Source organism: Nocardia amamiensis NBRC 102102, from assembly GCF_001612745.1.
Classification (GTDB): domain Bacteria; phylum Actinomycetota; class Actinomycetes; order Mycobacteriales; family Mycobacteriaceae; genus Nocardia; species Nocardia amamiensis.
This window is the reverse complement of sequence record NZ_BDBA01000011.1, coordinates 1-20,487: the sequence shown is the minus strand read 5'-3', so window position 1 is coordinate 20,487 and position 20,487 is coordinate 1. Positions and strand designations below refer to the sequence as shown.

Genomic DNA, 20,487 nt, shown 5'->3' with positions numbered 1-20,487 from the left:
GCACCGACGCTACGAATTCCGATAGGCACTTCAGGGTGCGCAACATCGGTGGCAATCTGGAGCGGTGAGCGCAGCCCCGACCGAACCGATCACCGCCGAGTGGGTGGAATACGCGCCCTACGGCGACTTCGAATCCGATTGCCCGGCTCGGATGGGCGTGGACATCTTCGGCAACTCCTGGTTACCGGTGATCGTGTACATGCTGCGGGAGGGTCCGATGCGTCCCGGCGAGTTGCGCGCGGCCATCGGCGGGATCAGCCAGAAGATGCTTACCCAGACCCTGCGCCGCATGGAACAGATGACGCTGGTGCGCCGCCACCGCTACGCCGAGGCGCCGCCGCGGGTGGAATACGAGCTGACCGCGGCGGGTCGGGACCTGTTGATCCCGATCTATGCTCTCGGCGACTGGGTCGACAAACACGGCAGGGCGGTGAACGCGGCGCTGGCCGAGGCTGACCTCGAAGCAGACTGATCGGCCGGTGAATACGTCCCGGATACGCCATATCGAACGGCGCGTAAACACGCGGCTAACGGGGTCGTAAGGTGCTATGACCTGCGCGAAACATCGAGTACCCGGAGTTGGCCAAACCGTCGGCGACCGTACGATTCAAGTGTGAGTGTTCCCCAGGCCGTGCTCTTGGCAGTCGTTGCGGCTGTCGTCGGCCTGGCAGTCGGCGGGCTACTGATCCCGTATGTGAATGCCAGGCAGGCCGCCCGCAGGCAGGCCGAGTCCGGTCTCACCATGTCGCAGGTCCTCGACCTGATTGTGCTCGCCTCCGAGAGCGGCATCGCGGTAGTCGACGAATACCGCGATGTTGTGCTGGTCAACCCGCGTGCGGAGGAACTCGGCCTGGTCCGCAACCGGCTGCTCGACGAGCGTGCCTGGGCCGCGGTGGAGAAAGTGCTCGCCTCCGGCGAGTCCGCCGAGTTCGATCTCACCGCCAAGAACCCCGTTCCCGGCCGCGGCCGCATCGCGGTGCGCGGCGTCGCCAGGCAACTGTCGCGCGAAGAGACCACGTTCACCGTGCTGTTCGCCGACGACGACTCCGAGCAGGCGCGTATGGAGGCCACTCGGCGCGACTTCGTCGCCAACGTCAGCCATGAGCTCAAGACGCCGGTCGGTGCGATGAGCCTGCTGGCCGAGGCCATGCTGGAATCGGCGGAGGACCCGGAGGCCGTGCGTCACTTCGGTCAGCGTGTGCTCGGCGAATCGCGCAGGCTCGGCAAGATGGTGACCGAACTCATCGCGCTCTCGCGGCTCCAGGGTGCGGAGAAGCTGCCCGAGCTGGAAGTGGTGGATGTGGACACCGTGGTAATGCAGGCGGTCGACCGATCGCGCACCGCCGCCGAGGCCGCCGGCATCACGGTCAGCACCGACCGGCCGAGCGGTCTCGAAGTGCTCGGCGATGAAACCTTGCTGGTCACCGCCCTGTCCAACCTGGTGGAGAACGCCATCGCCTACTCGCCGCCCGGCTCGCACGTGTCGGTGAGCCGCTCGCTGCGCGGCGATCATGTCGCGATGGCGGTCACCGACCGCGGCATCGGCATCGCCAAGGAAGACCAGGAGCGGGTGTTCGAACGATTCTTCCGGTCCGACAAGGCGCGTTCCCGCGCTACCGGCGGAACCGGGCTCGGCCTGGCTATCGTCAAACACGTGGCCGCCAACCACAACGGGGAGATCACCCTGTGGAGCAAGTTGGGCACCGGATCGACGTTCACCTTGCGCATACCCGCCCACCACGAAGCAGGCGCCGACGACGATCACGACGGCGCCGTGGTGAGCACGATAGAAACAAGCCCGCGTCCCTCGGGTCCGGGCCGACCGAATGGTGTGGAGGCACGCAGATGACGAGTGTTCTGATCGTCGAGGATGAGGAGTCGCTGGCCGATCCGCTCGCGTTCCTGCTGCGCAAGGAGGGTTTCGAGGTCACCGTGGTCGGTGACGGGCCGTCCGCGCTCGCCGAGTTCGACCGGTCCGGGGCGGACATCGTCCTGCTCGATCTCATGCTGCCCGGCATGAGTGGCACGGACGTGTGCAAGCAACTGCGCACCCGCAGCGGCGTCCCGGTGATCATGGTCACCGCGCGCGACAGCGAAATCGACAAGGTGGTCGGCCTGGAGCTCGGCGCCGACGACTACGTCACCAAGCCGTATTCCGCGCGCGAGCTCATCGCGCGCATCCGCGCGGTGCTGCGCCGCGGCGCGGGCGAGGACCTGGACGGTTCCAGTGAGAGCGGTGTGCTGGAAGCCGGTCCGGTCCGGATGGATGTCGACCGGCACACCGTCATGGTGAACGGCAAGCCGGTCACATTGCCGCTCAAGGAATTCGACCTGCTCGAATACCTGCTGCGCAATTCCGGGCGAGTGCTCACCCGCGGTCAGCTGATCGACCGGGTGTGGGGCGCGGACTATGTCGGCGACACCAAAACCCTGGACGTGCACGTCAAGCGGCTGCGCTCGAAGATCGAGGCCGATCCGGCCAAGCCGGAGCACCTGGTCACCGTCCGCGGGCTCGGCTACAAACTCGAAGCGTAGGCACACATCGGGCGAGAGCCCATGCCGATGCGGCCTGAAGACGCGCAGAGGCCGAGGGCACTGCGGTGCCCTCGGCCGTCCTGCGTCCGGTGTCTCAGGGGAAGTAGATCCAAGTGGTGCCGAGGGGGGTCTCGGTCTTCCGCAGGGAGATCCAGCCCAGATCGTCTTCCTGCATGCAGTCGTAGAGGTCGGCGGTGTTGGTTCCGCGGCACGCGATGGTGCGCGAAGTGCCGTACGGGCTCATGATCACGAGCTTGCCCGCGGCCTTGGCGTTGCCCGCGGCCGGATCGGTGGCTGCCACGAACTCCGAGGTGAAATCGTAGAACTTGTGCGGGTCGCCGTTCGGCTCCGCGTGGGCTACTCCGGTCAGCGAGAGTGCGGCGCCCAGCGCGATGGTCGCGACGGTGAGAACTTTCTTCGACATAGCGGCACATCAAACCCGATTCGGGTGAAGCTCGCATGGCGAGGGAGTGAACCCGGCACATGTACAGGCGCGCAGAGCGGGCGCTCGGCCGGCAAACGATCAGGACGGACGGGTGGAATCGCTCATCCGCTCGGCGTGCACGGTGGCCGGGTGCACGGCGATCAGGCCAAGGCCTTCCCTGCGCTTGCAGTGTCTGGCCAGCTCCTCGTAGGCGGGCGCGCCGATCAGCTCGGTCAGCTCCGGCGCGTAGGTCTGCCAGACCGGCTTGCTGCCGACGTGGGCGTCCGGGGAGCCGGAGCAGTACCAGTCCAGGTCGGCTCCGCCCGGACCCCAGCCGCGGCGGTCGTACTCGGTGATCACGGTGCGCAGGATCTGCACGCCGTCCGGGCGGTCCACCCAGTCCTGGGTGCGCCGGATGGGTAGCTGCCAGCACACGTCGGGCTTCACCTCGAGCGGTTCGATGCCGCGGCGCAGCGCCATGGTGTGCAGTGCGCAACCGACGCCGCCCGCGAAGCCGGGACGGTTCAGGAAGATGCACGCGCCGTCGAACCTGCGGGTGCGCAGTGCCGGCTCGTCGTCCAGCTCGTCGTGCTCCAGATAGCCGCTCTTGGTGACCTTGCCATCCGCGTTGGTGGCCTCGTCCCGCAGCTGCCAATCCTGCGGTGTGAGCATTTTCACAGCACGTTGCAGGCGTTTGCGGTCGTCGTCATCGGAGAGGAAGGCGCCGTGCGAGCAGCAACCGTCATCCGGCCGGTCGGCCAGAATGCCCTGACAGGCGGGTGTGCCGAACACACATGTCCATCTCGACAGCAGCCAGGTCAAATCGGCGACAATCAGATGCTCGTCGTTTGCCGGATCGACGAACTCGATCCACTCCCGGGGAAAGTCGAGATCGACTTCGGGTGCCGGGTCGATCTTCCCCGCTGGTCGGGACCGGGTCGGGCTGCTCGCGGATGCGCCTACCGTCACGAATTAGGACGCTAACAGTTCGATCGCCTGGGTTGAAGTGCCGCGGTACCCAGTACCGTGTTCATGTGCGGCTTGGGGTACTCGACGTCGGAAGTAATACCGTTCACCTGCTGGTGGTGGACGCGCATCGTGGCGGTCATCCCCTGCCCATGAGCTCGACGAAGGCAACCTTGCGGCTGTCGGAGAACATCGACGCCGCGGGGCGCATCACCGAGTCGGGCGCGCAGCGGCTGATCGACACCGTCGCCGAATTCGCCAGCATCGCCCAGACGTCCGGGTGTGTGGAGCTGATGCCGTTCGCCACCTCGGCGCTGCGCGAGGCGACCAACTCCGACGAGGTTCTCGCCGAGGTGCGCGCGTCGACCGGCGTCGACCTGCGAGTGTTGTCCGGCGTCGACGAGGCGCGGCTGACTTTCCTCGCGGTGCGCCGATGGTATGGCTGGAGCGCCGGACGCATTCTCAATCTCGACATCGGCGGCGGATCCCTCGAGATGAGCCACGGCGGCGACGAGGAACCGGACGTCGCGTTGTCGCTGCAACTGGGTGCAGGCCGCCTGACCAGGGAATGGCTGAGCGAGGACCCACCGGGCAAGCGCAGGGTGTCGGTGCTGCGCGACTGGCTCGACGCCGAGCTGGTGGCTGCGGCGAAGAAGCTGATCGAGCCGGGCAGACCCGACCTCGCCGTCGGCACCTCGAAGACCTTCCGATCGCTGGCCAGACTGACCGGGGCGGCTCCTTCTGCCGCGGGCCCACGGGCACGCCGTACACTGACCAGCTCAGGTCTGCGCCAACTGATTGCGTTCATCTCGCGGATGACGGCGGCAGACCGTGCAGAATTGGAAGGCGTAAGTTCCGATCGGTCACAGCAATTGGTGGCTGGCGCACTGGTCGCGGAGGCGAGTATGCGTGCACTGTCGCTGGATACGTTGGAGATTTGTCCGTGGGCGCTGCGCGAAGGACTCATCCTGCGCAAACTGGATACCGATATGAATGGTGGACCCGAAGTAATCTACTCGGCGGGCCCGGCGGCCGGGGACGGTAAGCCGGCGCCCGGCGGTGGCGCGCCGCTGTCGGGACCGATCGGGACGGTGTCGTCATGAGTGAGGATTCCAAACAGCTGTCGGTCGCGGAGCTGCTGGCACGCAACGGCCAGCAGGGGGGCGCCTCGTCCGGCGGGGGCAGGCGCCGCCGTAACGGCCGTGGCATCTCCGTCGCCGAGCTGACCGGTGACCTGCCGGTCATCCGGGAGGGAGGCGGTCATTCGGCGCACGCCGCGCCCGATGCCGGCGCGGAGGAACCCGCGTACGCGCCGCCCTCGTACGACCCGCCCGCGCCCGAGCCGGTTTCCTACGCCCCGGAACCCGAGCCCGATCCGTCTGCGTATTCGCCCATCTCGGGCCCCATTTCGATGTACGACCCGCTGGCCGGCTATGCCCAGCCGGACCCGCCGCGGGCCGACGAGCCGTCCCAAGCGGACTATCCGAGCTCCGGTTGGTCGAGCAGGGTGATGCCGGGCCGGGAGATGCCGGGCCGGGAGATGCCGGGCTGGGAGATGCCCTCCGCCACGCGGCACAGCGCGCCGTACGATCCGCTCTCACCGGATACCCCGGTGTCCGAACTGTTTTCGGCCGCGCCCGGTCCGTACCCGACGGATCCGCTGTCCGGTGGCGCCGTGCCGGAGACGCCGTCGCGCTCCGGGCGCAGGCGCAGACGAGAGGAGCCGGAGGAGGAAGCCTGGCACGGAATCCGGCCCGAGCCGTCCGATCTGGACGTGCCGCCCGATCACGTGGCCACCGAATTCGGCCGCAGCCGCCACGCGGAATTCGGCGAGCCGGACTTCGGCCGGTCCGAGCGCAGCCGGTCACACGGGTTTCCGGAGCACAACGCCGTTCAGGGCGGACGCGCGGCTAGGCGCAGAGCAGCGGAGGCGGCCGAGGCGGCGGAGGAACTCGGGCCCGCCACCGCGGCATGGTCTCCGGCCACCGGCGGCTTCGCACCCGAGTCGGAGCCGCTGCCGCTGCCCGACACCCGGCCGAAGCCGGGACGACCGCTTCCCCCCGACCCGCAGCAGGACGCGCACCGACGCGCACCCCGGAGCAACGTCGCGGGCGAGAACGGGCTTCCGTCCTGGTCCGCCCGCCGCCACAAGTCTCAGGATCCGGTCCGTGACGCGGCGCCGGAGTCCGGCGGCATCCCCACCGCCGCGTGGTCGCTGGCCAGCCAGGACCAGCAACTGGTATCCGGGCAGACGGTCGCGGGTGACCTGCTGCGTGACGGCATGGAGCGGGCCGAGCGCGGGAAAGGCCGGGGCAGGCGCGGCGCGCGCGGTGCTGCCCGTTCCACCGTCGACGTCGAGGAGTTCGACGGCGCCACCGACGTCTACGAGCCGATCGACCTGGACACCGAGGACGAGGAGAGTGCAGCCGCCGAGCGGCCCTGGACGGCACTGCGCGAACGCGCCACATCACGTCGGTCGCGGGCGGCGAAGAAGGACCAGGACGACGCCAACCGGCGCCAGTGGATGATCCTGGGCGGCCAGAGTACCGGCGCTGCCGTCGCGGGAATGTTGCTGTTCAAGGGTTTCGAGCGCATGTGGGAGATGCTGCCCTGGGTGGCGCTGGCCCTGGCGATGATCGTGATTCTCGGGTTGGTGGCTCTCGTGCGGATTCTGCGCAGGACCGACGACATCCTCAGCACTGTGATCGCCGTCGTCGTGGGCATCTTCGTCACGTTGGGGCCGCTGGCCTTTCTCCTCAGCACGAACTGAGTAGGGAGCGGCCGTGGGGAACATCGGGCAGGCGGGCGAGAACGGGACGCGGCAAGCGCCCCGGTCGGACTCGTGGACCGGAGCAGGCTCGCCGGACGAGCCCGAGCCTCGGCCGACGCCGATCCAGGTGGGCCTGTCCACGGCATCGGTGTACCCGCAGAATACCGAGGCCGCGTTCCGCTATGCGGCCGAACTCGGCTACGACGGCGTCGAACTGATGGTCTGGGCCGAACCGGCCAGCCAGAGTATCGGTACCGTGCAGGCCTACTCTCGCCGATACGGTGTCCCCGTGCTCGCCGTGCACGCGCCCTGCCTGCTGATCTCGCAGCGAGTGTGGGGTTCGGATCCGATCGCGAAGCTCGAGCGCACTGTGTACACCGCGGAGGCGCTCGGCGCACGCACCGTTGTGGTGCACCCGCCGTTTCGCTGGCAGCGCCGCTACGCGGCGGGGTTCGCCGCGCAGGTGGCCGAGTTGGAGGAGAACAGCCCGGTCATCGTCGCGGTGGAGAACATGTTCCCGATGCGGGCGGACACGCTGTTCGGCAGGCGGGAAGGATCGGTCAAACGGTTGACCCGGCGCGGCGGGCCCGGTCCGGGGCTCACCGCCTTCAGCCCGTCCTACGACCCCACCGACACCGGTTTCCGGCACTACACCCTCGACCTGTCGCACACCGCGACCGCGGGCGCCGATCCGCTGGCCCTGGCCGCCCGCATGGGTCCAGGCCTGGCCCACCTGCACTTGGCCGACGGTCGCGGTGCTGCCCACGACGAGCATCTGATTCCCGGTGAGGGCACCCAGCCGTGTGTCGAAGTGTGCGAGAGCCTGGTCCGCACCGGCTTCACCGGCCATGCGGTGGCCGAGATCAACACGCAGAACGCCCGCACCACGCAGGACCGGGCGGCCATGCTGCATCGCACGCTGGCGTTCGCGCGCAGGCACTTGAACGTGTCCGCCGCCGCGCCCGCGCCCAGCGGGGCCAACCGCGCCTCGGCCGAACCGCCGATGTGACGATCGTCCCAACCTCGGACTCGAAGAAATTCCCGGCCGGATGTTGCGTTGTACGCTGTACGAATGCTGCTCGGCGGCGCGGAACGCGTGTGCGACGCCCCGGCGCCGATGGACGACAGGAGTGACGATGACGACGGAGCTGACGGCCGATCTCGGCCCGGCTGCCACGACCGACGCGCCGTTCAGCCGGGTGTGCGCGCTGACCGAACTGGCGCCTTCCGCCCCGGACACCGGCCGCTACCTCGGCGTCATCGACGAGATCTGGACGATCGGACCGAAGGTGCACGGCGGGACGATGGTCGCGGGCAGCGCGGCGGCGGCGACCAACTGGCTGCGTGCGACCGATCCGGCGCTGGTCGGCATGGCTCCGGTCGCCGCGAGCTCCGACTTCCTCGGCGCACCGAATCCCGGCGAGGTCACCTACGAGGTGCGCGTCCGCAAGATCGGCCGCCAGATCTGCCTTGCCGACACAGAGCTCATCCAGGACGGCCGCGTCCTGGTGCGCACAGCTCTGACCTTCAGCCGCCTGGACGACGCCGATCCGGTCTACGCGCCGCAGCACACCGACATGCCTGTGCTGCCGCCTGCCGACGCGATCGGCTACGAGCCCGGTTCTCCGATGGGCGAGGTGGTGCACGTGGGTCAGGGTGCCGACATCTACCTCGACCGCGACTGGGCCCGTTTCCTGGCGGGTGAGCAGGGTGAACCGCGCCTGCGGCTGTGGATGCGTCCGCGGCCGGGCGACGAGCAGGACCCCGACGTCGCCATGTTCTTCGCGATGATGACCGCGGATATGAGTCCGCCCGTGCCGGTGAACCTCGGTCACTTCGGCTGGGCGCCCACCGTGCAGATGACCACCTACCTGCGCCGCAGGCCCGCTCCCGGCTGGCTGCGGATCATCGCGACCACGCACGAGGTCGGCGAGCGGATGTTCGACGAGGACCAGTTGGTGCTCGACTCGACGGGGGCCGTCGTCGCGCAGAGCCGTCAGCTGGCGCTCGTTCCCCAGCGCTGAGCGCGCGGGCGCGCCGTCTAGCCTTGACACCCATGACGAGAATTGCGGTGATCGGCGGCGGCCGCATCGGTGAGGCGTTGGTCGCCGGGTTGCTGGAGTCCGGGCGGCTGACCAAGGACTTGGTCGTGGTGGAGACGCACCGGGAACGGGCCGATCTGATCGCCGATCGTCTCGGCATCCGGGTCACCGACGACGTGACCGATGCGGCCGTCGGCGCGGATCTGCTGGTGATCGCGGTGAAGCCCGGCGATGTGGACGGCGTGCTCGCCTCGCTGGGTAAGGCCGAGCTGGGCGACCGGGATCAGGTGCTGGTGTCGTTGGCCGCCGGTGTCCCGACCACTCGGTTGGAGGGCAAGTTGCCCGCCGGATTCCCGGTGGTGCGGGTGATGGCGAATACGCCGATGCTGGTTGGCCAGGGCATGAGTGTGATCGCGCCCGGTCGCTACGCGCGCGAAGAGCACTTGGAGCTGGTGACCGAGGTGCTCGCCGCGGTCGGCAAGGTGGTGACCGTCGCGGAGAGCCAGATGGACGCGGTCACCGCGGTGTCCGGATCGGGCCCCGCCTATTTCTTCCTGGTGGTCGAGGCCATGGTGGACGCGGGCGTCGGGCTCGGACTGACCCGGGACGTCGCCACTCGGCTGGTGGTGCAGACCATGGTCGGCTCGGCCGCGCTGCTGGATGAATCCGGTCAGACTGCGGCGGAACTGCGCGCCGCGGTCACCTCGCCCGCGGGCACCACCGCCGCCGCGATGCGCGAATTGGAGCGCGGCGGACTGCGCTCGTCTTTCGTGGAGGCGCTGTTCGCCGCCAAGCAACGGTCAGCCGAACAGGGCGCGTCAGTGGAATGACCGGGCTGTTTCCGATCGGAAAACCCGATTTCTCACTCCCGTCGCAGTAACACCACTGGTCCCGCTAAGCTTCAAGGAGCACGTGCGTGTCTGTTCCGCCGGTGGGGAAGCCGGCGGCGCGGACGTGCCGGAGGTCAATGGTGCAATGATGTCTTCCAACAAGATGTCTGCAAGTTCCGGAGCGTCCGGCGGCTCCGGTCCAGCAGGCGGTCGGGGGAACTCCCGGACACAACGTGAGGCCGCGTCGCAGGGGCAATCCGTGCTCGGCGGCGGTACTCAATTCCTCACCGTCGCCGAAGTGGCGAATCTGATGCGGGTCTCCAAGATGACGGTGTACCGGCTGGTGCACTCGGGCGAGTTGCCCGCCGTGCGCGTCGGTCGATCGTTCCGCGTGCACGCCAAGGCGGTGCACGACTATCTGGAAACGTCGTATTTCGACGCTGGATGAGGCGGTTTCGGGACCACGTGGGCGGGCCGGTACGATAGCTCTTCGGTTCGTGTTCGCCCGCCGGTGGCATCGCTGTTGGTTGCCTCGTGGTCTCCGGCGGCGCGGACACGGGGCGTGAGCTTGCCGAGCGACCCGGCTGGTGGGCCGGGGCGTCGGCGGACGGGCGTCCGGCAATCGCGCACGGCGAACGTGCGCGCCGAGTAGAGAGAACGCGAGGACAACCCTATGGGTTCTGTGATCAAGAAGCGCCGCAAGCGCATGTCGAAGAAGAAGCACCGCAAGCTGCTTCGCCGCACGCGTGTTCAGCGGCGCAAACTCGGCAAGTGAGCGTCGCTGCGCGGTAGCTGCGAAGGCCCGTCACCAATAGGTGACGGGCCTTTCGTTTGAAAGTTGAAATTTTGGAATCGCCATTTGTATCGCGTGACTGAAGTCATCGTTAGATCCTGGTTAATACTCTCGGTGAGCGGGTAGGCACCCGCTACGCTAGGACGGGAATAATCACAAGACGGCTGGCCGATGGGAAGCGGGTGCCGGTGGGTTCTGAGGGTCGGGAAGGGCACGCACCGAAGGTCGTGCTGGTCACCGGGGCCAGCAGGTTCTTCGGCGGAACGGTTGTCGCGCGGCTCGCCCAGGATCCTCGCATCGAGCGCATTCTCGCCGTCGACACGATGACGCCCGGCCGAGAGTTGCAGCGGCGCATGGGCCGCGCCGAGTTCGTACGCGCCGATATTCGAAACCCGTTGATCCGTAAGGTGATCGATGGTGGTGAAGTGGACACCGTGGTGCATACCGCGGTGCTGGCGCGTCCACCGGCGGGCGGCGGTCGCGCGGTGATGAAGGATCTGAACGTCCTGGGCGCGATGCAGCTGTTCGCGGTGTGCCAGAAGGCGCCATCCGTGCACCGGGTGGTGCTGCGCTCCTCGTCGGCGGTGTACGGGTGCAGCGCGAAGGATCCGGCGAAATTCAGCGAGGAAATGAGTGCGCGCACGCCGCCGCGAGGTGGGTTCGCGCGCGACCTCATCGATATCGAAGGTTATGTTCGCGGGCTCGCCCGTCGGCGCCCCGATATCGCCACGTCAATTCTGCGATTCGCCCCGATTGTCGGCCCTCGGCTGGCCGCCCGCGGCGTGCAATATCTGCGTTCGCCGGTGACCCCCACGGTATTCGGCCGGGACGCCAGGATGCAGCTGTTGCACGAGGAGGACGCGGTCGCCGCGCTGACTCTCGCGGCGCGCACCGCGGCGAGCGGCACCTACAACATCGCGGGCGACGGCGCGCTGTCGCTGTCGCAGGCGGTCCGGCGGTCCGGCCGGGTCGAGTTGCCGGTGCCCTTCACGGTGTTCCGCACCGCGGGGCGCCTGCTGATGGGGCCGGTGATGCGGGAGTTCTCCACCGAACAGCTCGACTATTTCCACTTCGGTTGTGGCCTGGACACCACGCGGATGCGCACCGAACTCGGGTTCGAGCCGCGCTGGACGACGGTACAGGCGTTCGACGACTTCATCGGGGGCGCAGCGTTGCGGCCCGTGGTCGATCCAATGTGGATCGACGCCGCAGAACACAAACTGCTCGGCCTGCTCGGGGCCGGTACGGGAGCACACCAATGAGTGACGTAGCGAAGGTCATCCAACTCCACGATGTCCAGGCGGAGGCGCGCCAGCGGCCCGCGCCGCGACGGCTGTCTGCTCCCAGTCCGGTGACGTCGCTGATCGAGCGGCGCGCCGCCGCGGTGGCGCCGCCCGCTGCGCGGTCGGTGTCGGAGATGGTGCGCGGCGCACTCGGCCGGCAGGTCAGCAAGACCGCCGATTTCGCGCGCCGCAGGCTGACCGGCGATTACCAGGTCGACGAGTTCGGCCTGGACGAGCACCTGCTCGAGTCGCTCATCCTGCCCGCGCTGCGCCCGCTGTCGGAGCTGTGGTTCCGCGTGGAGGTCGGCGGGATGGACAACATCCCGGAAGCCGGCGGCGCGCTGATCGTGGTCAATCATGCGGGTACCGTGCCGCTGGACGGCCTGATGCTGCAGCTGGCCGTGCACGACCGGCACCCCAAGCAGCGTGCCCTGCGTCTGCTCGCCGCCGACTTGATCTTCGAGATGCCGGTCCTCGGCGTCCTGGCCCGTAAGGCCGGGCACACGCTCGCCTGCCGTGAGGACGCCGAGCGCCTGCTGCGCTCGGGCGAGCTGACCGGCGTGTTCCCAGAGGGCTTCAAAGGCGTCGGCAAGCAGTACACCGACCGCTACAAGCTGCAGCGCTTCGGCCGGGGCGGTTTCGTCGCCGCGGCGGTGCGCACCGGCGCGCCGATCATCCCGTGCTCCATCGTCGGTTCCGAGGAGATCTACCCGAAGCTGGCCGATCTCAAGCCGCTGGCCCGGCTGCTCGGACTGCCCTACTTCCCGGTGACGCCGCTGTTCCCGCATTTGGGCGTGCTCGGCGCGGTGCCGCTGCCGTCGAAGTGGTACATCGAGTTCGGCACGCCCATCCCGACCACCGCCTACCAGCCGGAGGCGGCCGACGATCCGATGACCATGTTCGAGATCACCGACCAGGTGCGCGAGACCATCCAGCAGACGCTCTACAAGCTGCTCACCAAGCGCCGCAACGTTTTCACGGGGTGAACGGCTAGCTGCCGTCGCGCCGCCGGGTCACCGCCGCCGCGACGGCGCCGCCTGCGGCGCCCAGGGCCAGTGCGGTCGGCACACCGATCTTGGCGGCCTTGCGGCCGGTCCGGAAATCGCGGATCTCCCAGCCCCGGTTCTTGGCCACCTCGCGCAGATCCGAATCCGGATTGATCGCCACCGCCGTGCCGACCAGCGAGAGCATCGGCACGTCGTTGTGGCTGTCGGAGTAGGCCGTGCACCGCTTGAGGTTCAGGCCCTCGCGGATCGCCAGCGTGCGCACCGCGTGCGCCTTGCCAAGGCCGTGCAGGATGTCACCGACCAGGCGTCCGGTGAACGTCCCGTCCACGCTTTCGGCGACGGTGCCGAGCGCGCCGGTCAGCCCGAGTCGTTTCGCGATGACCTGCGCCAATTCGACCGGGGTCGCGGTCACCAGCCACACCTGCTGGCCCGCGTCCAAGTGCATCTGCGCGAGCGCGCGGGTGCCCGGCCAGATCTTGTCGGCGATGATCTCGTCGTAGATCTCCTCACCGAGCGCGGCCAGTTCGGCGGTGGAGCGACCGGCGATGAACGCCAGCGCCTTTTCCTTGCCGCTGGCCATGTCGGTGCTGCTTTCCTTGCCGGTGACCCGGAATTTCACCTGCTTCCAGGCGACGTCCACCAGATCGGAGGTCTTGAAATACTTGCGCGCGGCCAGCCCGCGGGCGAAATGGACGATCGAGGCGCCCTGCACCATGGTGTTGTCGACGTCGAAGAACGCCGCCGCGGTCAGGTCGCGCGGCGCCTCCGGTCCCGCTGCTTCCACCTCGCCCGCGGCCAGCTCGGCGTCGTGCAACGTCAGCGCGGCGTCCGCGCTCGCCTCGCCCGCCAGATTGGCGCGCAATTCCTCTTCGCTCGGTCCGAAGGGGCTGCGCGAGATGCGGGCGAGCTGATCCTGCAGCCCCTGGCCCATCTGGCTCAGATTCCACCGCGCCGGAAACTCCCCGAATCGTCCCGCGATGAATCCGGCCCTTGCCACCTTCGATCGTTCCGGCACCAGTACCTCCGCCCGTCGCGCGAACCATGTCAACAGTAGCCGGATCGTGCGACAGTCACGGCAGAAGGCGGTCTGCGACACAATCCAGTGGCGCGTACCGCGCCTTCGCGGCGCGCAGACCCCCGATTAAATATCCGCATGACCAATCCCACACATTCGGTGACATTGCTTACCCGCGTCGGCTGCGGGCTGTGTGCGACGGCGCTGGACCAGCTACGTGTGATCTGCGCCGAATTCGGTATCGAACCGGGGACCGTCGATGTCGACGAAGCCGCCGCAACCGACCCTGGCCTGCGCGCGGAGTACGGCGACCGGCTTCCGGTCGTGCTGCTCGACGGCCGCGAACACAGCTATTTCGATGTCGACGAGGCCAGGTTGCGTGCCGACCTGAGGCGCTGAGCGAAGCCGTTTCGGCCACTGCGGGAGGTCAGGACGGAAAATGAGGCCAATTTCACCGACTTTGTGCAGGGCTTCACAAGCAGTTACGGTGGTGGCACGCGACCCGCATGCCGAGGCTGCGGAGCCGCCCCGAAATCCGAAACTTCGACACCCATGGCACCGGACCGTCCCGGGTCAGAGGGTCGAGCGACGAACCGGTGCCCGAGGCGCCGGGACGAGGAGCCGACGACGTGACAGAGCAGCATGAGGCGCCAGGCGGCGTCTCCGGCAGGGCTCTGCAGAAAGACATCCCGCAGGCCACCGTCGCGCGGCTGGCTACCTATCTCCGGGTCCTCGCCATGTTGGCCGACGACGGTGTTGCCATCGTATCGAGTGAGGAACTGGCTGTCGCGGCGGGTGTCAATTCGGCCAAATTGCGCAAGGATCTATCCTTCCTCGGCCCCAACGGAGTTCGTGGCGTCGGGTACGACGTGGCCAAGCTGCGCTCCAGGATCGAGGACGTGCTCGGTCTGTCCAAGGGGCACCGTGTGGTGCTGGTCGGCGCGGGCAATCTGGGCAGGGCATTGGTCGGGTACGGCGGCTTCCGGCGGCGCGGATTCAGCGTGGTCGGCATCTTCGACAGCCACCCCGAGGTGATCGGCATGACGGTCGCCGGGCTGGTGGTGCGTGACGTCGCCGAACTGGCCGAGGCGGTCGCCGAACTGGAGCCCACCATCGCGGTCATCACCGTTCCCGACGACGCGGCCCAGGACGTCTGCGACCGCCTCGTCGCGGCCGACGTGCAGTCGATCCTGAGTTTCGCCCCGTGCGAGCTGGTCGCGCCGGCGTCGGTGGAGGTGCGCCGCGTGGATTTGGCCGTCGAAATGCAGATGCTTTCCTTCGAACAGGTGCGCAACGCGGAACAGACCTCGCTCCCCGAGGTCGCGCACGGCGGTGCAAGCCACATCGGCCGGCACCTGCCGACACCGCACGCGGGGTCCGCGCACCCGGCACATCAGCACTCGGCTACCCCGCATACGGCAACGGAGCCAAGCAGCAAGGGATCGGTGGTCACACCATGAGTGAGCGCAGCGAGCGAGTCCATCAGCGCGGCACGGCTGTGCCGGGCGATAGCGAGGGCCGGGCATGAGCGTTCTTCTTGTCGGCATCTCCCATCGCAGTGCGCCGGTATCGGTGCTGGAGAAGGTGGCCATCACCGACGCCGACCGGCCGAAACTGATCGACCGCCTGCTCGCCTCCAGCCACGTGTCCGAGGCGATGATCGTCTCCACCTGCAACCGGGTGGAGGTCTACGCGGTGGTCGACGCCTTCCACGGCGGGCTGGCCGAGATCGGCGATCTGCTGACCAAACACTCCGGCCTGCCGCTGCCCGATCTGACCAAGCACGCCTACGTCCGTTACGCCGAAGCCGCCGCCGAGCACCTGTTCGCGGTGGCCAGCGGCCTCGACTCGATGGTGGTCGGCGAGCAGCAGGTGCTCAGCCAGATTCGCGGCGCCTACGCCTCCGCCGACGCGCAGCAGGCCGTCGGGCGGACCCTGCACGAGCTGGCCCAGCACGCACTGCGGGTCGGCAAGCGGGTGCACGCGGAAACCGGGATCGATCGCGCGGGCGCGTCGGTGGTGTCGGTGGCGCTGGATCGCGCCCAGCACGTGCTCGGGCCGCTGGCCGGCCGGACCGCCGCGGTGGTCGGAGCGGGCGCGATGGGTGGCCTTGCGGTAGCGCATCTTTCGCGGGCGGGAATCGGCCGGATCGTCGTGGTGAACCGCACGATCGGACGGGCGCGCAGGCTCGCCGAGATCGCGCGCACGCACGGTGTGACGGCCGAGGCGAAGGAGCTGTCCCGGCTCACCGAGGCGATGGCCGCGGCCGACGTGGTGGTCACCTGTACCGGCGCGGTAGGCGCGGTCGTGACGCTCGCCGACACCCACCGCGCGCTGACCGACCGTGAGCGCGGCGAGGAATTCGCCACGGTGGAGCGGCCGTTGGTGTTCTGCGATCTCGGCCTGCCCCGCGACGTCGAGCACGCCGTGGCCGGGCTACCTGGCGTCACCCTCATCGACATCGAGACGTTGCAGCGCGATCCCGCGGCGGGCGCCGCCGCCGACGACACCGCGGCCGCCCGCTCGATCGTCGCCGACGAACTCGCCAAATATCTTGCCGGACAGCGGATGGCCGAGGTCACCCCGACCGTTGCCGCGCTACGCCAGCGGGCGGCGGAAGTGGTCGAGGCCGAACTGCTCCGGCTGGATTCGCGGCTGCCCGGCCTGGCCGATCCGGAACGCGACGAGGTCGCGCGCACGGTGCGGCGTGTGGTCGACAAGCTGCTGCACGCGCCGACCGTGCGGGTCAAGCAGTTGGCGTCCACGCCGGGCGGCGACAGCTACGCCGAAGCGCTGCGTGAGCTGTTCGAACTGAAACCGGGTGCGGCGCAGGCGGTCGCCGCGCCGATGGAGATCACCGCGCTCGCGGGCGATCGCACCGAGATCACACTGGCCGACGGGGAGATCGCGCTGGCCGACGACTTCACCGCGGGGCATCGCGGCGAGGAACAGGGGCAGACGGCATGACCATGGTCCACCACCAAGGCGACGCGACAGCCCAAGCCCCCCGCGGGCCTTGGCGTATCGGCACCCGGGGGAGCCTGCTCGCGCTCACCCAGGCGGGCACGGTGCGCGACGCGCTGATCGCCGCCGGGCATCCGGCCGAACTCGTCGTGATCAAGACCGCAGGGGACCTGTCCGCCGATCCGGTGCAGAAGATCGGTGTCGGCGTGTTCACCTCCGCGCTGCGCGACGAACTGGCCGCGGGCGCGATCGACATCGCGGTGCATTCCTACAAGGACCTGCCGACCGCGCAGGACCCGCGCTTCACCATCGCCGCCATCCCGCCCAGAGAGGATCCGCGCGACGCCCTGGTCGCCCGCGACGGACTGGTGCTGGGTGAGCTGCCTGCGGGAGCCAAGGTCGGCACCTCCGCGCCGCGTCGCGCCGCGCAGTTGCGGGCGCTCGGTCTCGGCTTGGACATCGTCCCGCTGCGCGGCAATCTGGACACCCGCCTGCGCAAGGTCAGCGAGGGTGAGCTGGACGCGGTCGTGGTGGCCAGGGCCGGACTGGCCCGCATCGAGCGGTTGGACGCGGTCACCGAGGCGCTGGAGCCGGTGCAGATGCTGCCCGCTCCCGCCCAGGGCGCGCTGGCGGTGGAGTGCCGCAGCGACGACGCCGCCGTCGTGGAGATCCTGACCGGCCTGGACGACGCGTCCACCCGCGCCTCGGTGCTCGCCGAACGGTCACTGCTGGCCGAGCTGGAGGCCGGCTGCACCGCGCCGATCGGCGCGCTAGCCGAGGTGGTCGAGTCGCTCGACGACGAAGGCCGGATCGTGGACGAGCTCTCGCTGCGCGCGTGCGCGGCCGCCATCGACGGGTCCGATGTGTTACGGGCGTCGGTGGTCGGCGCACCGGCCGACGCGGTGGAGCTGGGCCGTGCGCTGGCCCGCGAGTTGCTCGATATGGGCGCGCGCGAGCTGCTCGCCACCGAACCGGACGACGGTTCCCTCACCCGGGCGGTGCCTGCGCCCGCCACAGACTTGCCCAACACCAGCCCAATGGAGAACAGCCGATGAGTGAGCGAATCCTCACCGCGCCTTCGGACATGCCGGAGCCGAGCGCAAGCGAGGTGCGGGCATGAGCCGAGGCACGAAGAAGCACCCCGGTCGAATCCTTTTCGTCGGATCGGGTCCGGGTGACCCGGCGCTGCTCACGGTGCGCGCGCGTGAGGTGATCGGACGGGCGACGCTGGCTTTCACCGATCCGGACGTCGACAAGGGCGTGCTGGCCTTGATCGGCACCGACGTCGAGCCGGGGCCCGACGGCGAGCGCCCGGTCGACGTGCGACCCGCGCTCGGCGAGCCCGCCGAAGTGGCCAAGACGCTGATCGCCGAGGCGCGCGCCGGGCACGATGTGGTGCGCGTGGTCGCGGGCGACCCGCTGACCACCGACTCGGTGATCGCCGAGGTCAACGCCGTCACCCGGTCGCACATGATCTTCGAGGTGCTGCCGGGCCTGCCCAACGGCTCTGCGGTGCCCAGCTACGCGGGCATCGCGCTGGGCTCCGGGCACACCGAGGCCGATGTGCGCGGCGAGGTCGACTGGGCGGCGCTCGCCGCCGCGCCCGGTCCGCTCGTGCTGCACTCGACCTCCGGGCACCTGGCCGAGACCGCGAGCGCCTTGGTCGAGCACGGCATGGCGCCGCAGACCCCGGTGGCGGTGACGGTGCGGGGCACCACCCGCCAGCAGCGCACCATCGAGGCCACCTTGGCCACGCTGAACAGCGCGGCCTCCGAGCTGGTCGGCCCGCTGGTGGTGACCATCGGCAAGGCGGTCGCGCAGCGCTCGAAGATGTCCTGGTGGGAATCGCGGGCGCTGTACGGCTGGACCGTGCTGGTGCCACGCACCAAGGAGCAGGCATCCGAGATGAGCGAGCGGCTCGTCACGCACGGCGCCATCCCGATGGAGGTGCCGACCATCGCGGTCGAACCGCCGCGCAGCCCCGCTCAGATGGAGCGGGCGGTCAAGGGCCTGGTCGACGGGCGCTACCAGTGGGTGGTGTTCACCTCCACCAACGCGGTGCGCGCGGTGTGGGAGAAGTTCGCCGAGTTCGGCTTGGACGCCCGGGCGTTCTCCGGTGTGAAGATTGCCTGCGTCGGCGAGGCCACCGCGGACAAGGTGCGCTCCTTCGGTATCAACCCGGAACTGGTGCCCAGCGGTGAGCAGTCCTCCGAGGGCCTGCTTGCCGACTTCCCGCCCTACGACGACGTTTTCGACCCGGTGAACCGGGTGCTGCTGCCGCGCGCGGACATCGCCACCGAGACGCTGGCCGAGGGCCTGCGCGACCGCGGCTGGGAGATCGACGACGTCACGGCCTACCGGACGGTGCGCGCGTCGCCGCCGCCTGCGGAGACGCGCGAGATGATCAAGACCGGCGGCTTCGACGCGGTCCTGTTCACCTCGTCCTCCACGGTGCGCAATCTGGTCGGCATCGCGGGCAAGCCGCACGCGCGCACCATCGTGGCGTGCATCGGCCCCAAGACCGCCGAAACGGCCATCGAGTTCGGCCTGCGCGTGGACGTGCAGCCCGAGGTGGCCCAGGTCGGCCCGCTGGTCGAGGCACTGGCCGAGCACGCCGCGCGCCTGCGGGCCGAGGGCCTGCTGCCGCCGCCGCGCAAGAAGAGCCGCCGCAGCCGCTGAGTTGGGTTTCTGGCTGGTCGCTGTCGCACCGGGGGCTACCGTGGGGCGATGGGCCGCCCAAGGTGAGCGTCAATACGCTGATCTGGGCGGCCTTGCACCTGTTTCCAGCCTTTGGGTGGCAGCGAGGGCGCGTGTCACCCGGGTGATCTCAGTACCGCCTGCGCATCAGCGTGCGGACCATGGTGCAGGTGGCGTCGGAGGGCGGGCGGATGCCGATCACCTCGGCGGTGTGCCTGATCCGCTTGTTGGTGGCGTAACTCGGTGCGTAGACGCCCGAGTCCAGCAGGGCGATCGCCAGGCGCATCGCCTTCAGGCGCCGGTTGTGCATGACGTACCACGCCCGGGGACGGCCCGGCGGCAGCGGGCGCTTCTGCAATGGCGCGTAGGGGCGGTCGATGAGAACGGTTTGTGGTGTGCGCACTGGCATCCCTCCCGTGGCGATCAGGGGCGGCGAGCCCCCTCGAACGTAGCTTCGATTCTACCGTGAGGGACCGACAAACTTCGCTGGCCACAAGGCTTTTCGCGCATGACGTCGTACGACGGCTCACAGATCGTGCAGCAGACGCAGCGACTGTGAATGGCCGAGGGCGGCCGCGCGTTCGAGCCACTGCCTGGCCTCCTGCTGCGCCTGCGTGCTCGCGATCGCGGCGGCGGCCCGCAGCACCTCGGGGTCGGCCGAATCACCTGCGAGATCAGGCGTGTTCGCCGAGCGCAGCACGAGCGCGAGGTGGAACATCGAGTCCGGATCGCCCGCGTCCGCGCCTTTGCGCAACCACCGCTCGCCCTCGATCCGATCACCGCGATCCACGTACATGGCGCCGAGCACCGCGATCGCGTCGGTCCTTCCGCGGCGCGCGGCCTCGGTGAGCAGCGCGATCGCACGGTCGAATTCGCCGCGTCGGGCCAGGTGCAGGCCGAGACTACGCATGGCTGTCGGGTTTCCGGCCCGTACAGCGCGTTCGTACCAGTGCTCCGCCGCCACGTCGTCACCGCGCCGATTCGCGAGAACGCCCATGTTGCACAGTGCTTCGGGCAGCCCGTTCTCGGCCGCGGGCCGCAACCAGCGCTCGGCTTCGTCCAGGTCCCCGCGCTCCAGGTGCAGCAGGCCCAGGTGCACACCCGCGGGCTCGTCGCCGTGCGCGGCGGCCTGCTCCAACCAGCGGATCGCCTCGCCGATCC

General features: G+C 69.1%; 22 protein-coding genes. 17 read left to right on the top strand and 5 right to left on the bottom strand.

Annotated features, from left to right (window positions below; translation table 11 throughout):
* The first annotated feature begins 64 nt into the window (after nt 1-64).
* The 3 genes from NA4_RS03225 (at nt 65) to NA4_RS03215 (ending at nt 2,535) form a co-directional block, all read left to right on the top strand.
* A complete protein-coding gene (locus NA4_RS03225; protein ID WP_084496761.1) occupies nt 65-472 on the top strand; it encodes a winged helix-turn-helix transcriptional regulator in 408 nt (135 codons plus the stop codon).
* A gap of 141 nt (nt 473-613) precedes the next feature.
* Nucleotides 614-1,849, top strand: coding sequence for a sensor histidine kinase (locus NA4_RS03220; protein WP_067463567.1), 1,236 nt, complete (start codon nt 614-616; stop codon nt 1,847-1,849).
* Entirely contained in the window at nt 1,846-2,535 is a 690-nt protein-coding gene (locus NA4_RS03215; RefSeq protein ID WP_067463564.1) for a winged helix-turn-helix domain-containing protein, read from the top strand. The genes NA4_RS03220 and NA4_RS03215 overlap by 4 nt, the downstream gene beginning before the upstream one ends.
* A gap of 94 nt (nt 2,536-2,629) precedes the next feature.
* Here the strand turns inward: NA4_RS03215 and NA4_RS03210 are convergent, their stop codons facing one another.
* Together NA4_RS03210 and NA4_RS03205 are read right to left on the bottom strand one after the other, a co-directional pair.
* Nucleotides 2,630-2,959: a hypothetical protein gene (locus tag NA4_RS03210; RefSeq protein WP_067463562.1), complete on the bottom strand. Its 330-nt coding sequence runs from the start codon at nt 2,957-2,959 to the stop codon at nt 2,630-2,632.
* 99 nt (nt 2,960-3,058) lie between these two features.
* The gene (locus tag NA4_RS03205) at nt 3,059-3,928 is read right to left on the bottom strand and encodes a DUF3109 family protein (RefSeq protein WP_067463559.1); all 870 of its coding nucleotides are present in this window, start codon (nt 3,926-3,928) and stop codon (nt 3,059-3,061) included.
* A 65-nt stretch (nt 3,929-3,993) separates the two neighbouring features.
* Between NA4_RS03205 and NA4_RS03200 the strand changes: the two genes are divergently transcribed.
* The 9 genes from NA4_RS03200 to NA4_RS03165 all read left to right on the top strand — a co-directional run bounded on the left by NA4_RS03200 (nt 3,994) and on the right by NA4_RS03165 (nt 12,629).
* Nucleotides 3,994-5,028, top strand: coding sequence for a Ppx/GppA family phosphatase (locus NA4_RS03200; RefSeq protein WP_067463631.1), 1,035 nt, complete (start codon nt 3,994-3,996; stop codon nt 5,026-5,028).
* The gene (locus NA4_RS41875; RefSeq protein WP_067463556.1) at nt 5,025-6,695 is read left to right on the top strand and encodes an Rv0497 family membrane protein; all 1,671 of its coding nucleotides are present in this window, start codon (nt 5,025-5,027) and stop codon (nt 6,693-6,695) included. Before NA4_RS03200 ends, NA4_RS41875 begins: the two co-directional genes overlap by 4 nt.
* 127 nt (nt 6,696-6,822) lie before the next feature.
* A complete protein-coding gene (locus tag NA4_RS03190) occupies nt 6,823-7,704 on the top strand; it encodes a sugar phosphate isomerase/epimerase family protein (RefSeq protein WP_067463554.1) in 882 nt (293 codons plus the stop codon).
* 127 nt (nt 7,705-7,831) lie between these two features.
* Nucleotides 7,832-8,719 (top strand): thioesterase family protein, encoded by an 888-nt coding sequence (locus NA4_RS03185; RefSeq protein ID WP_084496760.1) that lies wholly within the window; start codon nt 7,832-7,834, stop codon nt 8,717-8,719.
* A 32-nt stretch (nt 8,720-8,751) separates the two neighbouring features.
* Nucleotides 8,752-9,567, top strand: a complete 816-nt coding sequence (gene proC / locus NA4_RS03180; RefSeq protein ID WP_067463551.1) for a pyrroline-5-carboxylate reductase — start codon at nt 8,752-8,754, stop codon at nt 9,565-9,567.
* A 145-nt stretch (nt 9,568-9,712) separates the two neighbouring features.
* Nucleotides 9,713-10,015: a helix-turn-helix domain-containing protein gene (locus NA4_RS03175; protein WP_373862752.1), complete on the top strand. Its 303-nt coding sequence runs from the start codon at nt 9,713-9,715 to the stop codon at nt 10,013-10,015.
* Between the two features lie 225 nt (nt 10,016-10,240).
* Nucleotides 10,241-10,342, top strand: coding sequence for a 30S ribosomal protein bS22 (locus tag NA4_RS38650; RefSeq protein ID WP_003402602.1), 102 nt, complete (start codon nt 10,241-10,243; stop codon nt 10,340-10,342).
* A gap of 206 nt (nt 10,343-10,548) precedes the next feature.
* On the top strand, nt 10,549-11,622 hold the full coding sequence (locus NA4_RS03170) for an NAD-dependent epimerase/dehydratase family protein (protein WP_067463626.1): 1,074 nt from the start codon (nt 10,549-10,551) through the stop codon (nt 11,620-11,622).
* Complete coding sequence (locus tag NA4_RS03165) at nt 11,619-12,629, top strand: lysophospholipid acyltransferase family protein (protein WP_067463549.1); 1,011 nt, start codon at nt 11,619-11,621, stop codon at nt 12,627-12,629. Before NA4_RS03170 ends, NA4_RS03165 begins: the two co-directional genes overlap by 4 nt.
* A 4-nt stretch (nt 12,630-12,633) precedes the next feature.
* On the opposite strand, the gene NA4_RS03160 is transcribed toward NA4_RS03165, so the two are convergent.
* Nucleotides 12,634-13,581, bottom strand: a complete 948-nt coding sequence (locus tag NA4_RS03160) for an HAD family hydrolase (RefSeq protein ID WP_067463623.1) — start codon at nt 13,579-13,581, stop codon at nt 12,634-12,636.
* A 222-nt stretch (nt 13,582-13,803) separates the two neighbouring features.
* On the opposite strand from NA4_RS03160, the gene NA4_RS03155 reads away from it, so the two are divergent.
* The 5 genes from NA4_RS03155 to NA4_RS03135 all read left to right on the top strand — a co-directional run bounded on the left by NA4_RS03155 (nt 13,804) and on the right by NA4_RS03135 (nt 19,308).
* Entirely contained in the window at nt 13,804-14,064 is a 261-nt protein-coding gene (locus tag NA4_RS03155) for a glutaredoxin family protein (RefSeq protein ID WP_067463546.1), read from the top strand.
* A 230-nt stretch (nt 14,065-14,294) separates the two neighbouring features.
* Nucleotides 14,295-15,125, top strand: a complete 831-nt coding sequence (locus NA4_RS03150) for a redox-sensing transcriptional repressor Rex (protein WP_067463620.1) — start codon at nt 14,295-14,297, stop codon at nt 15,123-15,125.
* A 64-nt stretch (nt 15,126-15,189) separates the two neighbouring features.
* Nucleotides 15,190-16,632, top strand: a complete 1,443-nt coding sequence (locus tag NA4_RS03145) for a glutamyl-tRNA reductase (protein WP_067463543.1) — start codon at nt 15,190-15,192, stop codon at nt 16,630-16,632.
* Nucleotides 16,629-17,684 carry a hydroxymethylbilane synthase gene (gene hemC, locus NA4_RS03140; RefSeq protein ID WP_067463540.1) on the top strand — a complete coding sequence of 352 codons (1,056 nt, stop codon included), beginning with the start codon at nt 16,629-16,631 and terminating at the stop codon, nt 17,682-17,684. The genes NA4_RS03145 and hemC overlap by 4 nt, the downstream gene beginning before the upstream one ends.
* A 61-nt stretch (nt 17,685-17,745) precedes the next feature.
* Nucleotides 17,746-19,308 carry a bifunctional uroporphyrinogen-III C-methyltransferase/uroporphyrinogen-III synthase gene (locus tag NA4_RS03135; RefSeq protein WP_067463536.1) on the top strand — a complete coding sequence of 521 codons (1,563 nt, stop codon included), beginning with the start codon at nt 17,746-17,748 and terminating at the stop codon, nt 19,306-19,308.
* A gap of 148 nt (nt 19,309-19,456) precedes the next feature.
* Here the strand turns inward: NA4_RS03135 and NA4_RS03130 are convergent, their stop codons facing one another.
* Nucleotides 19,457-19,729 carry a hypothetical protein gene (locus NA4_RS03130; protein WP_245671069.1) on the bottom strand — a complete coding sequence of 91 codons (273 nt, stop codon included), beginning with the start codon at nt 19,727-19,729 and terminating at the stop codon, nt 19,457-19,459.
* 123 nt (nt 19,730-19,852) lie between these two features.
* Nucleotides 19,853-20,487: tetratricopeptide repeat protein (locus NA4_RS03125; RefSeq protein ID WP_157128769.1), on the bottom strand; the 635-nt coding region annotated here is incomplete at its 5' end.

Excerpts from the sequence above, each read along its gene's own strand:
- NA4_RS03145 (WP_067463543.1), top strand. The coding sequence starts at position 15,190 with ATGAGCGTTCTTCTTGTCGGCATCTCCCATCGCAGTGCGCCGGTATCG.
- NA4_RS41875 (WP_067463556.1), top strand. The coding sequence starts at position 5,025 with ATGAGTGAGGATTCCAAACAGCTGTCGGTCGCGGAGCTGCTGGCACGC.
- NA4_RS03185 (WP_084496760.1), top strand. The coding sequence starts at position 7,832 with ATGACGACGGAGCTGACGGCCGATCTCGGCCCGGCTGCCACGACCGAC.
- NA4_RS03160 (WP_067463623.1), bottom strand. The coding sequence starts at position 13,581 with ATGGGCCAGGGGCTGCAGGATCAGCTCGCCCGCATCTCGCGCAGCCCC.
- NA4_RS03135 (WP_067463536.1), top strand. The coding sequence starts at position 17,746 with ATGAGCCGAGGCACGAAGAAGCACCCCGGTCGAATCCTTTTCGTCGGA.
- NA4_RS03165 (WP_067463549.1), top strand. The coding sequence starts at position 11,619 with ATGAGTGACGTAGCGAAGGTCATCCAACTCCACGATGTCCAGGCGGAG.
- proC (WP_067463551.1), top strand. The coding sequence starts at position 8,752 with ATGACGAGAATTGCGGTGATCGGCGGCGGCCGCATCGGTGAGGCGTTG.
- NA4_RS03175 (WP_373862752.1), top strand. The coding sequence starts at position 9,713 with ATGATGTCTTCCAACAAGATGTCTGCAAGTTCCGGAGCGTCCGGCGGC.
- NA4_RS03215 (WP_067463564.1), top strand. The coding sequence starts at position 1,846 with ATGACGAGTGTTCTGATCGTCGAGGATGAGGAGTCGCTGGCCGATCCG.
- hemC (WP_067463540.1), top strand. The coding sequence starts at position 16,629 with ATGACCATGGTCCACCACCAAGGCGACGCGACAGCCCAAGCCCCCCGC.
- NA4_RS03210 (WP_067463562.1), bottom strand. The coding sequence starts at position 2,959 with ATGTCGAAGAAAGTTCTCACCGTCGCGACCATCGCGCTGGGCGCCGCA.
- NA4_RS03155 (WP_067463546.1), top strand. The coding sequence starts at position 13,804 with ATGACCAATCCCACACATTCGGTGACATTGCTTACCCGCGTCGGCTGC.
- NA4_RS38650 (WP_003402602.1), top strand. The coding sequence starts at position 10,241 with ATGGGTTCTGTGATCAAGAAGCGCCGCAAGCGCATGTCGAAGAAGAAG.